General features: G+C 67.8%; 13 protein-coding genes. 9 read left to right on the top strand and 4 right to left on the bottom strand.

Features of this window, described 5'->3' with window-relative positions:
* Positions 1-86 precede the first annotated feature (86 nt).
* The 5 genes from CH341_RS03030 to rpmG all read left to right on the top strand — a co-directional run bounded on the left by CH341_RS03030 (position 87) and on the right by rpmG (position 6,810).
* A complete protein-coding gene (locus CH341_RS03030) occupies positions 87-1,376 on the top strand; it encodes an efflux RND transporter periplasmic adaptor subunit (RefSeq protein WP_111417553.1) in 1,290 nt (429 codons plus the stop codon).
* A 17-nt stretch (positions 1,377-1,393) separates the two neighbouring features.
* Positions 1,394-4,528, top strand: coding sequence for an efflux RND transporter permease subunit (locus tag CH341_RS03025; protein WP_111417552.1), 3,135 nt, complete (start codon positions 1,394-1,396; stop codon positions 4,526-4,528).
* A gap of 43 nt (positions 4,529-4,571) precedes the next feature.
* Entirely contained in the window at positions 4,572-5,138 is a 567-nt protein-coding gene (locus CH341_RS03020) for a sigma-70 family RNA polymerase sigma factor (RefSeq protein WP_245430842.1), read from the top strand.
* Between the two features lie 165 nt (positions 5,139-5,303).
* A complete protein-coding gene (locus tag CH341_RS03015) occupies positions 5,304-6,428 on the top strand; it encodes a patatin-like phospholipase family protein (protein WP_146604354.1) in 1,125 nt (374 codons plus the stop codon).
* 214 nt (positions 6,429-6,642) lie between these two features.
* Entirely contained in the window at positions 6,643-6,810 is a 168-nt protein-coding gene (gene rpmG, locus CH341_RS03010; RefSeq protein WP_111385023.1) for a 50S ribosomal protein L33, read from the top strand.
* 564 nt (positions 6,811-7,374) lie between these two features.
* Here rpmG and CH341_RS03005 read toward each other — a convergent pair.
* Together CH341_RS03005 and CH341_RS03000 are read right to left on the bottom strand one after the other, a co-directional pair.
* Positions 7,375-8,751 carry a PleD family two-component system response regulator gene (locus CH341_RS03005; RefSeq protein ID WP_111417549.1) on the bottom strand — a complete coding sequence of 459 codons (1,377 nt, stop codon included), beginning with the start codon at positions 8,749-8,751 and terminating at the stop codon, positions 7,375-7,377.
* A 12-nt stretch (positions 8,752-8,763) separates the two neighbouring features.
* A complete protein-coding gene (locus CH341_RS03000) occupies positions 8,764-9,135 on the bottom strand; it encodes a response regulator (protein WP_111417548.1) in 372 nt (123 codons plus the stop codon).
* A 278-nt stretch (positions 9,136-9,413) separates the two neighbouring features.
* On the opposite strand from CH341_RS03000, the gene CH341_RS02995 reads away from it, so the two are divergent.
* Positions 9,414-10,700, top strand: a complete 1,287-nt coding sequence (locus CH341_RS02995) for a DNA polymerase IV (protein WP_111417547.1) — start codon at positions 9,414-9,416, stop codon at positions 10,698-10,700.
* A 250-nt stretch (positions 10,701-10,950) separates the two neighbouring features.
* Here CH341_RS02995 and CH341_RS02990 read toward each other — a convergent pair whose 3' ends face one another.
* Positions 10,951-11,814 carry a cell envelope integrity EipB family protein gene (locus CH341_RS02990; RefSeq protein WP_111417546.1) on the bottom strand — a complete coding sequence of 288 codons (864 nt, stop codon included), beginning with the start codon at positions 11,812-11,814 and terminating at the stop codon, positions 10,951-10,953.
* A 198-nt stretch (positions 11,815-12,012) separates the two neighbouring features.
* Here CH341_RS02990 and CH341_RS02985 point away from each other — a divergent pair, with 198 nt between their 5' ends.
* The 3 genes from CH341_RS02985 to CH341_RS02975 all read left to right on the top strand — a co-directional run bounded on the left by CH341_RS02985 (position 12,013) and on the right by CH341_RS02975 (position 14,536).
* On the top strand, positions 12,013-12,477 hold the full coding sequence (locus CH341_RS02985) for a RidA family protein (RefSeq protein ID WP_111417545.1): 465 nt from the start codon (positions 12,013-12,015) through the stop codon (positions 12,475-12,477).
* 14 nt (positions 12,478-12,491) lie between these two features.
* A complete protein-coding gene (locus tag CH341_RS02980) occupies positions 12,492-13,220 on the top strand; it encodes a glycerophosphodiester phosphodiesterase family protein (protein WP_111417544.1) in 729 nt (242 codons plus the stop codon).
* An 83-nt stretch (positions 13,221-13,303) separates the two neighbouring features.
* Positions 13,304-14,536 carry a GNAT family N-acetyltransferase gene (locus tag CH341_RS02975; protein ID WP_245430840.1) on the top strand — a complete coding sequence of 411 codons (1,233 nt, stop codon included), beginning with the start codon at positions 13,304-13,306 and terminating at the stop codon, positions 14,534-14,536.
* Here CH341_RS02975 and CH341_RS02970 read toward each other — a convergent pair.
* On the bottom strand, positions 14,533-14,736 hold the full coding sequence (locus CH341_RS02970) for a hypothetical protein (RefSeq protein WP_245430839.1): 204 nt from the start codon (positions 14,734-14,736) through the stop codon (positions 14,533-14,535). The genes CH341_RS02975 and CH341_RS02970 overlap by 4 nt on opposite strands.
* Positions 14,737-14,782 lie beyond the last annotated feature (46 nt).

Raw genomic sequence — 14,782 nt, 5'->3', positions numbered from 1 at the left:
CGATTATATAAACTTGATAGTTTCCTAATTCAAGCCGCATGCCTCACGACGCCTGCGGCCGCACGAAGAAACCGGATGCCCCCGCCATGGCTCTCCCCGCGCATAAGAAATCCGTCATCCGCCGGCTTGCAGGCCCGCTGCTCGTCACCGCCCTCCTGGTCGGCTGCGGACAGGCGGATCCAGGAGCGGCCGGAATGGGCGCGCCCGGCGGCCCCGGGGGTTCTGGAGGGCCGGCCCCGGAGGTCAGTGTCGTGGTGCTGCATCCGCAGGCCGTCGCCGTCACGGCGGAGCTGCCCGGACGCACCACCGCGTTCCTGACCGCCGAGGTCCGTCCTCAGGTGAACGGAATCATCAAGGAACGGCTGTTCATCGAGGGTGCGGAGATCAAGGCCGGGGCGGTGCTCTACCAGATCGACCCGTCGACCTATCAGGCGTCTTACGACAGCGCCGTGGCAGCCCTGCAGAAGGCCGAAGCGGCGGTTCCCAGCGCCCAGGCCAAGGCGGACCGCTACAAGGGCCTGAGCAAAGAGAAGGCGGTCAGCCAGCAGGATCTCGACGATGCGGTCGCGTCGCTGGCGCAGGCGAAGGCCAGCGTCGCCTCGGCCCAGGCGGATCTCGACACCGCCCGCATCAATCTCGCCTATACCAAGATCAAAGCCCCGATCGCCGGACGCATCGGCAAGTCGTCGATCACGGTCGGCGCGTTGGTGACGGCCAACCAGACCGACGCCCCCGCCACCATCCGTCAGATCGACCCGATCTATGTCGACGTGACCCAGTCGAGCCTCAATTTCCTGAAGTTCCGCCGGGCGCTCGCCGAGGGACGGCTCTCCAACCGAGGCGACTCGGTCCCGGTGCGGCTGATCCTGGAGGACGGCCGGCCCTATGAACAGCCGGGCAAGATGGGCTTCGCCGACATCAAGGTCGACGAGAGCACCGGCACGTTCACGCTGCGCGCCGAGTTCCCCAATCCCGACCGGTTGCTGCTCCCCGGCATGTATGTTCGCGCCGTCCTCGAGGAGGGCATCGCGCCCGGCAGCTTCCTGGTCCCGCAACGCGCCGTGTCTCGCAACACCAAGGGCGAGGCGGTCGCGATGTTCGTCGGGCCGAACGACAAGATCGAGCAGCGCGTGCTGCAGGTCCGCCGCGGCATCGGCACCAACTGGCTGGTCGAACAGGGGCTGACCAACGGCGACCGGGTGGTGATCGAAGGCTCGCAGAAAGCCCGCAGCGGCCAGCCGGTAAGGCCCGTCGCCGTGACGCTCGACGAGACGACCGGCGAGGTGAAGCGGGCCGATGCTACGCGCCCCGGCGGCTCCACAGAGCGGCGCGCCAACCGCGCCGACGGCGCGGCTGCGCCGACCCGGACCGAGTGAACGGTCGGAGCGAGACGATGGCACAGTTCTTCATCAATCGGCCTATCTTCGCCTGGGTGATCGCGATCGGCATCATGCTGGGCGGCTTGCTCGCCGTATTCACACTGCCGGTCGCGCAGTATCCGCAGATCGCTCCCACCTCGGTCCGCCTCTCGGCGACCTATGCAGGCGCCGACGCCCAGACGATCGAGAACTCGGTCACCAAGGTGATCGAACAGGGCATGACCGGCATCGACCACCTCGATTACATGACATCGTCGTCGAGCTCGTCCGGCACCGTGTCGATCAGCCTCACCTTCACAAACGCGGCCGATCCAGACATCGCTCAGATGCAGGTGCAGAACAAGCTGCAGCTCGTCACGGCGCAACTTCCGTCGGTGGTGCAGAGCACCGGCATCTCGGTGTCGAAGGCTTCCGACAGCTTCTTCATGGTGATCGCCTTCGTGTCGCGTGACGGCTCGCTGAGCGACGTCGACATCTCCGACTGGGTGAACAGCACCCTCAACGACACGATCAAGCGGCTCGACGGCGTCGGCTCGACCCAGCTTCTCGGGTCCGGCTACGGGATGCGAATCTGGGTCGACCCCGACCGCCTCGCACAGTTCTCGCTGATGCCGACCGACGTGTCGGCAGCGATCGAGGCCCAGAACGTCGAGATAGCCGCCGGCCAGCTCGGCGGCCGGCCGGCGGTTGCCGGGCAGCAGCTCAACGCCGCCGTGCGGGCGCGCTCGCGCATGCAGACCCCCGAGCAGTTTCGCAACATCATCCTGAAGAGCGCCGCCGATGGCTCGATCGTGCGTATCGGCGACGTCGCGACCGTCGAGCTCGGGGCCGACAACTATCGTTCGTCGAGCCGATACAACAACATGCCGGCGGCGGGCCTCGCCGTCACGCTGGCCAACGGCGCCAACGCAATCTCGACGGCCGAGCGCGTCAAGGCCGTGATCGCCGACATGGGGTCGGCCATGCCGGAGGGCGTCGAGGTCCACTACCCCTACGAGACGACGCCTTTCGTGCGGCTGTCGATCGAAGAGGTGGTGAAGACACTCGCCGAGGCAATCGTGCTGGTCTTCCTGGTGATGCTGGTGTTCCTCCAGAACTTCCGCGCCACCCTGATCCCGACGCTCGCCGTGCCGGTGGTGCTGCTCGGCACCTTCGGGGTGCTGTCGATCGCCGGCTACTCGATCAACATGCTGACCATGTTCGCCATGGTCCTGGCGATCGGCCTCCTCGTCGACGACGCCATCGTGGTGGTCGAGAACGTCGAGCGGGTGATGGAGGAGGAAGGGCTCCCGCCCAAGGAGGCGACCGAAAAGTCGATGCGCGAGATCACCGGCGCACTGGTCGGCATCGCCACCGTGCTGTCCGCCGTGTTCATCCCGATGGCGTTCTTCGGCGGCTCTGTCGGCGTCATCTACCGGCAGTTCTCGGTGACGATCGTCTCGGCCATGATTCTGTCGGTGATCGTCGCGCTGGTGCTGACGCCGGCGCTGTGCGCCACCCTCCTGAAGCCGCGCCGCGAGCACGCCGGCACGCACGGGCTTGCAGGCTGGTTCAACCGCAACTTCGACCGGACGACGGCCGGCTACCGGCTCGCCGCCGGCGGCGTCGTCGGATGGTCCCGCTTGTTTCTGATCGGCTTCCTGATGGTGACGGTAGCGGCCGGAATGCTGTTCCTGCGCCTGCCGAGCTCGTTCCTGCCCGACGAGGACCAGGGCATCCTGATGACGATGGCCCAGCTTCCGGTCGGCGCCACCCAGGACCGCACCGACCGGGTGCTGGCCCAGGTGACGAACCACTACCTCGACAACGAGAAGGCCGCCGTCGAAGGCGTCCTGACGGTGAGCGGCTTCAGCTTCGCCGGCGAGGGCCAGAATGTCGGCATGGCGTTCGTCAAGCTGAAGCCGTTCGACGAGCGCAAGTCGTCGGCATTGGCGGCGCCGGCCATCGTTGGCCGTGCCATGCAGGCCTTCGCACGAATCAGCGACGCCATGGTGTTCGCCCTGACGCCGCCGACAGTGCCGGGGCTCGGCAATTCCAGCGGCTTCGACGTCTACCTGCAGGACACCGGCGGCGTCGGCCACGAGACCCTGATGGAGATGCGCAACCGCGTGCTCGGCGCTGCGTCGCAGAGCCGCAAGCTGATGGCGACGCGGCCGAACGGCCAGGACGACACGCCGCAGTTCACCATCGACGTCGACCAGGAGAAGGCCAGCGCCTTCAGCCTGTCGCTCGCCAATGTCGACGACACGCTCGCCACCGCCTGGGGCGGCACCTACGTCAACGACTTCATCCATCGCGGCCGCGTCAAATACGTCTACGTGCAGTCCGACGCCAAGCACCGGATGACGCCCGAAAACCTCGAATTCTGGTACGTGCGCAACACGTCGGGCTCGATGGTGCCGTTCTCGGCGTTCGCGTCGACCCGCTGGACTTTCGGCTCGCCGAAGCTGGAGCGGTTCAACGGATCATCGGCGGTCGAGATCGTCGGCCAGGGCGCGCCGGGCGTCAGCTCGGGCGACGCGATGAACGAGATCGCCGGAATCATCGAGTCGCTGCCGACCGGCTTCCGTCCCGCCTGGTCCGGTCTGTCCCGGCAGGAGAAGCTCGCCGGCAGCCAGGCCGGGGCGCTCTACGGCATATCGCTTCTGGTGGTGTTCCTGGCGCTGGCCGCGCTCTACGAGAGCTGGTCGACACCACTCGCCGTGCTGCTGTCGGTGCCGGTGGGCATCCTCGGTGCCGTGGTGGCCGCGACCTTGACGGCGCAGACGAACGACGTCTACTTCAAGGTGGGCTTGCTGACCACCATCGGGCTGTCGGCGAAGAACGCGATCCTGATCGTCGAGTTCGCGCTGGAGCGTCTGAAGCAGGGTCAGGATCTCGTCTCGGCGGCCCTGGACGCGGCACGCCAGCGGTTCCGGCCGATCCTGATGACGTCCCTCGCCTTCATCCTCGGCGTGGTGCCGCTGGCGACGGCGACGGGTGCCGGCTCGGGCAGCCAGAACGCCATCGGCATCGGCGTGCTGGGCGGCATGATCGCGGCGACCGTACTGGGGGTGTTCTTCATCCCGCTGCTGTTCGTCACAGTGCGGCGCCTGACCGGCTGGTTGTCACGGCGCCGCTCGGATGCTGCTGCGGCCCGGACGGCGTGAATTTTGCTTCGACGTGCCGTGCGATGAACAGGGGTGTGTCGACGTGGAGGTCTCGGACGACGATCTCCTCCGGAGGACGGCGACGGACGACGAAGCCGCGTTCCGGATCCTCGTCGGACGTCACGTCGACAAGGCCTTCGGCTTGGCGTTGCGCATCCTACGCAACGATGCCGATGCGGAGGACACGGTCCAGGACGCGTTCCTGAAAATCTGGACCAACCGCCACCGATTCGAGCTCGGGCGCGCCAAGTTCTCGACCTTCCTCTGTCGCGTGGTGATCAATCGCTGCATCGATTTCCACCGTCGCCAGCGCACGGAGCCGCTCGACGGAGTCGCCGAGCCGGCCGACCCGCGGCCCGACGTCGTGACGGCGTTGCAGCGCGCCGAGGTCAACGAGATGCTCGACGAAGCCGTGAACGGCCTTCCGGAGCGGCAGCGTCTGGCGATCATGCTGTCTTATCACGAAGGCCTCGGTAACGAGGAAATCGCGGACGTGATGGAGACCACGGTCTTCGCCATCGAGTCGCTGCTGAAGAGGGCCCGCGAGCGCCTGCGCGCCGTGCTGCGCACGCAGGAGCAGGACATCAGGCTGTCGCTCCCCGCGGATTGATCGCGCCCGTTACAAATCACTACCGCGCCGAAACACTTCGCAACGCCCCGGCCCTGCTCCCGCCCCCTCCGGGCGCGACCGTGCGCGGGTCGGAGAGCCGGGGGAGCCGTGATCGACATCGGTGACACGTCACGGCGTCCGCGCCGAGTGCTGCGGACCGGCGCGATGCGTGGCGCGGCGGTCGCCGTCGCGCTGCTCGGCGCGGCCTGCTCCACGGTCCGTGCGCCGTACAGCCAGATTGATCACGCCCGTGCCCGGATCCCGGACATGCCGGGTGTGCGGGTCTGGGCGGACGATCCGGATCAGCCGATGCTCCGGCTGAATACGACGGCGCCGCTGACGATGCTCACGCTGTCGGGCGGCGGCGCCGAGGGCGCTTATGGCGCAGGCTTTCTCAGCGGCTGGACCGACAGCGGCCGCCGGCCGCGCTTCACGATCGTCACCGGCACCAGCGTCGGCGCGCTGATGGCGCCGTTCGCGTTCCTCGGGCCGGACTACGATCCCGCCCTGAAGCAGATCTACGTCGAGGGGCAGATGGAAAATCTGCTGCGTGTCGACGGCATCAACGGGCTGATCGGTTCGAGCGTCTTCAAGGCGGAACCGCTGAAGCGCCTCATCGACCATTATGCCGACCAAGCGTTGATCGACGCCGTCGCGGCCGAGCGCCGCAAGGGGCGTTTCCTCTTCGTCGTCACCACCAATGTCGACGCGCAGCGCGCCGTCGTCTGGGACCTCACCGCAGTCGCCGCGAGCCCGAGCCCGAACCGCTACACGCTGTTTCGCAGCATCCTGATGGCGTCCTGCGCCATGCCCGGAATTTTCCCGCCGAGCCTCATCGAGGTCGAGGCCGACGGCAGGCGTTTCGCCGAGATGCATGTGGACGGAAGCGTCACGTCGAACGTATTGGCCGTACCGGAGGCGCTCCTGCTCTCGGTGCTGCCCAAGGTGGGCCCCACCCCGCCGCGGCTGTACGTCATCGTCAACGGCAAGCTCGAGCCCGACTTCGACGTGGTCGCCGACCACACGCTTTCGATCGTGGCGCGATCGTTCTGGACGACCGTCAAGGCCAACACCCGCAACACCCTGATCGCGACCTACGAGTTCACCCGGCGCAACGGCTGGGAATTCCGGGCGACCGCGATCGAGCGCGACCACCCGATCGCGACCGCGAGCTTCAACTTCGAGCCGGCCTACATGCGCGGGCTCTACGACTACGGCTACGAGCGCGGCCGCTCGGGCCGGGGCTGGCAGGCCGCCCTGCCCCGCGCCTCCATCACGGCGCGGAACTGACGCATGACACCTCTTCTGGACTCACGCCTGGGACCAGCTCCGAAATCGACGTGCCCCGACGTCGATCGCCCCGCCCGGCATCCATCCGTATCGGCCAACGCCCGTCGCCGCCGCGGATATCTGCCGGGCGGGGTACTTCCTTGACTTTTCGGGTCTTCACACTAGTTTGCCGGCAACTCACCGCATCGTTCGAACGATTTTCGAGGGCGCCCCCATGGCGAAGGCTACCACCATCAAGGTCAAGCTCGTGTCGAGCGCCGACACCGGCTATTTCTACGTCGCGAAGAAGAACTCCCGCACCCAGACCGAGAAGCTGGTGAAGAAGAAGTACGATCCGGTCGCCAAGAAGCACGTCGAGTTCCGCGAAGCCAAGATCAAGTAAGGTCGGCGCCCGCCGACCGGTCGTCCCCGACCACGCCGCGATATTCCGCCGTCCGATGGCCGGGCTCGTCCCGGCCTCTGGCGTTTATGGAGGGTGGGGTGCGCATTCGGGTGGTTCGCCATCCGAACGAACGAGCCCCGACATCACCACGCCCGCATGCATCGAGCGTTGCGCGGCCGTCTTCTCGGCACGATAGCGGACGGACCGGTGCTCTGACCGTCAGGTGACAGGTCACCCGAGACACCGGGGGCGGCGCGGAATAAAAGTGGCCGGCCGGGAGCGATGTTTTGAGGAGGCCACTCTCACCGCTCACCGGCCGGCCGAACCCCACGGCGCTACAGGAGATGCGGCGGACCTGAGCACTCCGTAGGGTTAGTCGCGCTCGACCAGAAGAGAGGCACTAAGCTGTGCCTTCGATCTCCGTTGCGAGCAATTTCACTTAAAATCTACCGCATACGCCGAGGAAATCAACCACTGTCCGGTACCCCGCCCCGGTGAAGAGGCGACAACCTAAACGATTAAGGTTGATGGACCAACGCGTTAACCCTACGAATCGATGTCCTGTCAGGCCGCTGCGGCGACCACCCGGTTGCGGCCATCCCGTTTAGCCCGATAGAGGGCCTCGTCCGCACGCTTGAGAACCTTCGTGGGACTGTCGTCCGGGCCGGCTAGCCCGGCAAGGCCGATCGAAATCGTCACCTCCACGGACCGGCCGCTCGCATGGATCAGGAACGGCTCGGAGGCGATGCGCCGACGCAGCCGCTCGGCCACCTTGGCGGCGATTCCCAGATCGGTGTCCGGCATCACCACCACGAACTCCTCGCCTCCGAACCGGCAGGCGAGGTCGATGCCGCGGATCGACTTACGCAGCCGCGTCGCGAACTCGCGCAGCACGTCGTCCCCGCCGTCGTGGCCGTGGGTGTCGTTGATGGCCTTGAAGAAGTCGATGTCGAGCACCAGCACGGCGAGCGGCTTTCCGCGGGCGATCGCCTGCTCCACCAGGGTCGCCACATGGGTCTCCATGTAGCGGCGATTGTGCAGCCCGGTGAGCGCGTCCGTGATCGCCATCTCGATCGAGAGCTGGACGTTGTCGCGCAGCCGCTCGGTGAAGCGTTTCTTGCGGACCTGGGTGCGGGCCCGGGCCAGAAGCTCGTTGCGGTCGATCGGCCGGAAGACGTAATCGTTGACGCCGATCTCGAGGCCGCGGTTGAGCCGGCTGCTCTCCTCCTCCGGGTCCGCGATGGCGACGATCGGAACGTTGCGGGTGCGGTCGAGCGAGCGGAGCTGGCTGCACAGCCGCAGCCCGTCGAAGCTCTCCAGCGCGAGCGACACGACGATCAGGTCGTAGCCCCCGTCGGCGGCCCGGAACAGAGCTTCCGCAGCATCGCTCTCGACGTCCACGGTATGCTCGGCCGACAGCATGCCGGCGATCCGGTCCCAGGAGGACTGGCGGTCGTCGATCAGCAGCACGTGGCCGCCGCGGCCGGTATCGGCGATGGCCTCGATGACCGGGTTCTCGATGCCGATCTCGCGCGAGGTGTGCGCGCGCATGCGCAGCTCGTCGGTCATCAGCTTGAGGCGCACGAGCGAGCGGACCCGCGCCACCAGCGCGATATCGGAGACCGGCTTGGTGAGGAAGTCGTCGGCGCCGGCCTCGAGGCCGCGCACCCGGTCGGCGGCCTGGTCGAGCGCCGTCACCATGACGACCGGAATGTGATGGGTCTTCGGATTGGCCTTGAGGCGGCGGCACACCTCGAAACCGTCCATGTCGGGCATCATCACGTCGAGCAGCACGATGTCGCACTGCGCGCGCTCGCAGATCGCCAGCGCCTCGCTGCCGGACAGCGCCGTGATGACGTCGAAATACTCCGCCGAAAGCCGCGCCTCGAGCAGCTTCACGTTCGCGAGAACATCGTCGACAACCAGAATTCTCGCAGTCATCGACGGGTCACCTCACGGCTGGCCGAGGAAGTGGCGAACGGTCTCGATGAACTTGCCGACCGAGATCGGCTTGGACAGGTAGGCCTCGCATCCGCCTTCGCGAATGCGCTCCTCGTCGCCCTTCATGGCGAACGCCGTCACGGCCACGACCGGGATGGCGCGAAGCTCCGGATCGTCCTTGAGCCAGCGCGTGACTTCGAGACCAGAGACCTCCGGCAATTGTATGTCCATGAGAATCAGGTCGGGACGATGACGCCGCGCCAGATCGAGCGCCTCGACGCCATTGCGCGTGCCGACCGTGTTGTAGCCGTGCGCCTCCAAAAGATCGTGGAAGAGCTTCATGTTGAGCTCGTTGTCCTCCACGATCAGGACGGTCTTCGCCATCCCATCCCCCTGCGGTCTCGACCGCTCCGGCGCTCTGGGCGGTTCACCGCCACACGCGACATGGTCCGTACTAGTTCACCCTACACGCTATTCCTTTCACAATCGCAAACAAATGCGACCTATAAAGGATTTGTTAAGTATAGTGAATCGGAAAGCGATCCGGTTCTTCGGGCGACGACGACCGGCTGCGCTGCGATACGCTCGCCTGCCCACCGGCTGGCCTTGATCGACTCGCGGCCCGGCCCGACACTCCCCGAAACGACCCGACGAGGCGCCCGATGGCGGGCTTCTGCCGCGACTGCCTGACCGAGGCGCCGGAGGCGGCGACACGCTGCACCCGCTGCGGCTCGCCGCGGCTCGTCCGCCATCCCGGGCTCGACGGCTTCCACATCGCGCATGTGGACTGTGACGCCTTCTACGCCGCCGTGGAGAAGCGGGACCGGCCGGAGCTGCGGGACCTGCCCGTGATCATCGGGGGAGGCAAGCGCGGCGTCGTCGCCACCGCCTGCTATGTCGCCCGCACCTTCGGGGTGCGCTCCGCCATGCCGATGTTCGAGGCGCGGCGGCTGTGCCCCCACGCCGTGGTGATCCCACCCGACATGGCGAAGTACGCCAAGGCGGGCCGCGCCGTGCGGACCATGATGCTGGAGTTGACGCCGCTGATCGAGCCGCTGTCGATCGACGAGGCGTTCCTGGATCTGGGCGGCACCGAACGGCTGCACGGCGCCTCGCCGGCCGTCACGCTCGCGCGCTTCGCCGCCCGGGTCGAGCGGGAGATCGGCATCACCGTCTCGGTCGGCCTGTCGGAGAACAAGTTCCTGGCCAAGATTGCCTCGGATCTCGAGAAGCCGCGGGGCTTCTCGGTGCTGTCGCGCGCCGACGCGGCCCTGTTCCTGGCGCCGAAGCCGGTCACCGCCATCTTCGGGGTCGGCCAGGCGACCGCGGCGGCGCTGGCCAAGTCCGGCTACCGGACCGTCGCCGACCTGCAGCGGGCCGACGAGACGGCGCTGATGCGCGCCTTCGGCACCGAGGGGCTGCGGCTCGCCCGACTGTCCCGCGGCGTCGACGCCCGCTCGGTCACACCGGACCGGCCGACCAAGAGCATCTCGGCCGAGACGACCCTGGAGACCGACGTCGCCGACGGCCGGCAGCTCGAGAAAATCCTCTGGGCGTTGTGCGAGAAGGTCTCGGCGCGCCTGAAGGCGAACGGCTTCGCCGGCAGCACCATCACGCTCAAGCTGAAGCGCTCCGACTTCAAGCTGCGCACCCGCTCGCGCGGCCTGCCCGCCCCGACCGAGCTGGCCGGAACGATTTTCGCGGTCGGCCGCGAGCTGCTCGCCAACGAGATCGACGGTACGACGTTCCGGCTGATCGGGATCGGTGTCGGCTCGCTGGCCTCCGCCGCCGAGGCCGATCCGCCCGATCTGATCGACCAGCACGGCAGCCGCAAGGCGGCGGCCGAGCACGCGGTCGACAAGATCCGCGAAAAATTCGGCAAGGCCGCAGTGGTGCGCGGCCTGGTCCTGGACGTGCCGAGGACGTCCACGCGCCCCCAGAAGCGCTGAACCGCTCGTCGCGAGATTGTCCGGTCGGACGACGGCGATCGGGCCGCCAATTCCGGCCCGACCGACCGTCTGATCCCCCTGCCCTGGTCACATCCGGCGCGAGCCCGCTCGGCTTGTTCCTGATCTTATCGCAGCTCGGCCTGGCCCGACTTCACCCGCTGCTGCTGCCGGCGCTCGGCGCCGCCGCATTCGTCGCGATGGACCTGCTGACCGGAGCGCCGTGATCCGGCACGGCGCGGCCCGATGTCGATCAGGGACAGGCGCGATCGGGCTTGATGTCGAGCTGTGACATCTCGCCGGAGATCACGAAGTCTCCATAGTCGAGCCGCAGGGCCCGCGAGACGCCGTTCTCGTAGAGCTGGAACCCGATCGAGTAGACCGGGGTCTGCTCGCCTTGGCCGCTCGCGGCTCGGTCGAAATAGCTGATCGTTACGGGCCAGCGCTTGAGGCCGTCGAGCGCCGCCTGCCCGACCGTCGCGTCGCCCTCGGCGCGATTCTCGGGGCTGATCGGCTGCCCGATGACGGTGAGTGTGTTGTAGGCTTTCTGGCCGTTCTCCGAGCCGTCGTAGACGGGCAACTCGAGCAGCGTCTTGCCCTCGCGGGCGGCGTCGAGGACGCGCCGCATGTGCTCGGTCGGGAACACCATTCCGGCATCGAGGTCGAACTCGGTGTCCTTCGGCTTCGCCAGCGACACCGAGACCTTGCCGTCGCCGCGCATGGCCTTGCCGTCGACCATGTCGCCGGGCCGTTCGTTGACGTAGTTCTGCGAGTTGAAGCGGAAGCTCTTGGCGTTCGCCTCCTCCCAGGTGGAGGCCCGCAGGTCGCTCACCGCGACCTTCCCCTCGCCATTGTCGAGTTCGGAGACCTGCCGGAACTGCAGCACCCATCCGTCGCAGGCGTTACCGGTGAAGTCGTACAGGATGCGGCCGCGCACCGACTGCAGCGAACGCTTCCCCTGCGACTTCACCAGCTTGAGATCGTAGACGGCGCGGTGGGAGACCAGCCCGGGCGCGGCGCCCGCCGAGGGCGCCGGTATGGCGATCAGGCCCGCCGTGACCAGCGCAGCCGTGAAGGCGAGGCGCGCGTGCGACTGTCCGAGAGATCCGAGGTCCATCGCGTCTGTGGTCTCCTGTCCCTCTACCGGGGTTGCCGGCGCGTCGGCGAACATAGGGGCCCCCCGACGGCCCCGCAACCGCGGTCCCGAGCGGCCCGGCTCCGCATGGCGGCCGCGAGCCCTGCCCTTGCCCCATTGCGCGACGATACGCGATCGGACACAAGGTCCGGCGCGAACCAATAGGCCGGGGAGGCTTCAATGACTGGTAGTGCTGAAACGAAACTCGCGGAGCTCGGGATTGTTCTGCCGACGCCGGCGGCGCCGATCGCCAACTATGTCGGCTTCGTCCGCTCGGGGCGGCTCCTGTTCGTGTCGGGCCAGCTCTGCCTGGTCGACGGTAAGGCCGTCGCGATCGGCAAGCTCGGCGGCGAGGTGACGATCGAGGCCGGCCGCGATGCGGCCAAGGTGTGTGCCATCAACCTGCTGGCGCAGGTGAAGGCGGCGCTCGGAGACCTCGACAAGGTGACCCGCGTGGTCCGGCTCGGCGGCTTCGTCGCCTCAACGCCGAACTTCCTGGACGGCCCCAAGGTGCTCAACGGCGCCTCCGACCTGATGGTCGAGGTGTTCGGAGAGAAGGGCCGGCACGCGCGCACCACCATCGGCGTGGCGGTGCTGCCCGGCGATGCGGCCGTCGAGGTCGAAGGCACCTTCGAGGTGGCCTGACCGGCCGGCGCGCCATGGGCGCCCTTGCCTGGCTGATGGCGAAGCCGATCGCCCATCGCGGTCTCCACGACGCCGACCGCGGCATCGTGGAGAACACCGCGGCGGCCGTCACGGCCGCCGTCGAGGCCGGCTACGGCATCGAGGTGGATCTGCAGCCGAGCCTGGACGGTGAGGCGATGGTCCACCACGACCATGCCCTCGGCCGTCTGGCCGAGGGGCGCGAGGCGCTCCGCACCCTCTCCGCCGCGGACCTCAAGGCCCGCCGCTTCCTCGCCAGCTCCGACGGCATGTTGGCGCTGGGCGAGCTGCTGGAGGTCGTCCGCGGCCGGGTTCCGCTGCTTCTGGAACTGAAGAGCCGGTTCGACGGCGACACCACCGTTGCGACCCGCACGGCCGCCGTCCTGGCCGGCATCGACGCGCCGGTGGCGGTCATGTCGTTCGACCCGGCCTTGATCGTCGTTATCAAGACGCTGGCCCCGCGGCTGGCGCGCGGCGTGGTCGGCGAGCGGCGGTTCGCCGGCCTCGGTCCCCTCGACCGGCGCGCCAGTGCCGTGTTCGAGACGGTGCGCGCCGATCCCGGCTTCGTGGCGTGGCGCTTGCAAGATCTGGGGACATGGCCACCGCGGACCGCCCGGCTGCTGGGCCGCCCCGTGCTGTCGTGGACGATCCGCTCCGAGGCCGAACGCCAAGCGGCGCTGCGCGCGGGTGCCGAACAGGTGATCTTCGAGGGGTTTCGCGCGTAGACTTGAAGGACTGCTCGATCAGGAGAACACCCCTGAGCTCCACCCCCGACAGGCCGGCGGACCCGGCCGAGCTTCGCATTCGTGTGGTCCCGGCGATCACCGAGGTTCCCGCCGCCGTGTGGGACGGCTGCGCCAATCCGACCGCTGCAGGATCCGAGACGCCGCTGGCGGCGGCTTGCGACGCGGCCTCCGCAATCGCCTACAACCCGTTCACATCCCACGCTTTCCTGTCGGCGCTCGAAGCATCGCGCTCGGCCACGGCCCGGAGCGGCTGGCAGCCACGGCACCTCGTTCTCGAAGACCCCGGCGGGGCCGCGCTCGGGGTTGTCCCGTGCTACCTGAAATCACATTCGAAGGGCGAGTACGTCTTCGACCAGGGCTGGGCCGACGCCTACGAGCGCGCCGGCGGGCAGTACTATCCAAAACTCCAGGTGTCGGTGCCGTTCACCCCGGCGACCGGCCGCCGCTTCCTGGTCGCGCCCGGTCCGCAGGCGGAGTTCGCGCAGGCGGCACTCGCCGACGGCCTGCGGGCGCTGTGCGAGCGCGACGACGCCTCCTCGGTCCACATCACCTTCATGACCGAGGCGGAATGGCGGATCGCCGCCGAGCACGGCTACCTGCAGCGCACCGACCAGCAGTTCCACTGGGACAATCCCGGCTACGGCACGTTCGAGGACTTCCTGAACGCGCTTGCGGCGCGCAAGCGAAAGGCCATCAAGCGGGAGCGCCGGGAGGCGGTCGAAAACGGGATCGAGATCGTGCGCCTCACCGGCTCGAGCATCGACGAGGCGGCCTGGGACGCGTTCTTCGCGTTCTACATGGACACCGGATCACGCAAATGGGGCCGGCCTTATCTGACCCGTGCGTTCTTCTCGTTGGTCGGGGCGAGCATGGCCGACCGCATCCTGCTGGTGATGGCGAAACGGGCCGGGCGTTACATCGCCGGCGCTCTCAACTTCATCGGCGGCGACACGCTGTTCGGCCGCCATTGGGGCGCCGTGGAGCACCACCCGTTCCTGCATTTCGAGCTCTGCTACTACCAGGCCATCGAGTTCGCGATCGAGCGTCGGCTGGCGCGGGTGGAGGCCGGAGCGCAGGGCGAGCACAAGCTGGCCCGCGGCTATCTGCCCAGCACGACCCACTCGGCACACTGGATCGCCGATCCGGGGCTGCGCCGCGCCATCGCGAACTATCTGGAGCGCGAGCGCGCCTATGTGGACGCCGCCGCCCGTGAGCTCGCGGCGGCGAGCCCCTTCCGCAAGGACGGCGGCTTCGAGATCCGTCCGGTGGCCGAGGAGGAGATGGAAACCGATTAGAACTGGATGCCGATCTTGCGGCCGCGCTCCCAGACGAGGCGGCTGCTCTTCTTGACGCTGCCGTGCAGGAAGATGAAGCGCTTCGGGATAGGAGCCTGGCCGGCGACGTAGAGACAGGCTCCGCCGGCGCTCACGTCGATCACCTGGCATTCCATCACGGGACTCTTGGGATCGGCATAGATCTTTCCGGCCCTCGGCACCAAGCCGCTCGGGCGCACCCGTACATATCGCCGCTTGTCGTTCATG

The organism is Rhodoplanes roseus (genome assembly GCF_003258865.1).
GTDB classification, from domain to species: domain Bacteria; phylum Pseudomonadota; class Alphaproteobacteria; order Rhizobiales; family Xanthobacteraceae; genus Rhodoplanes; species Rhodoplanes roseus.
The sequence above is the reverse complement of the archived record's forward strand: the minus strand, read 5'-3'. Positions and strand labels throughout refer to the sequence as shown.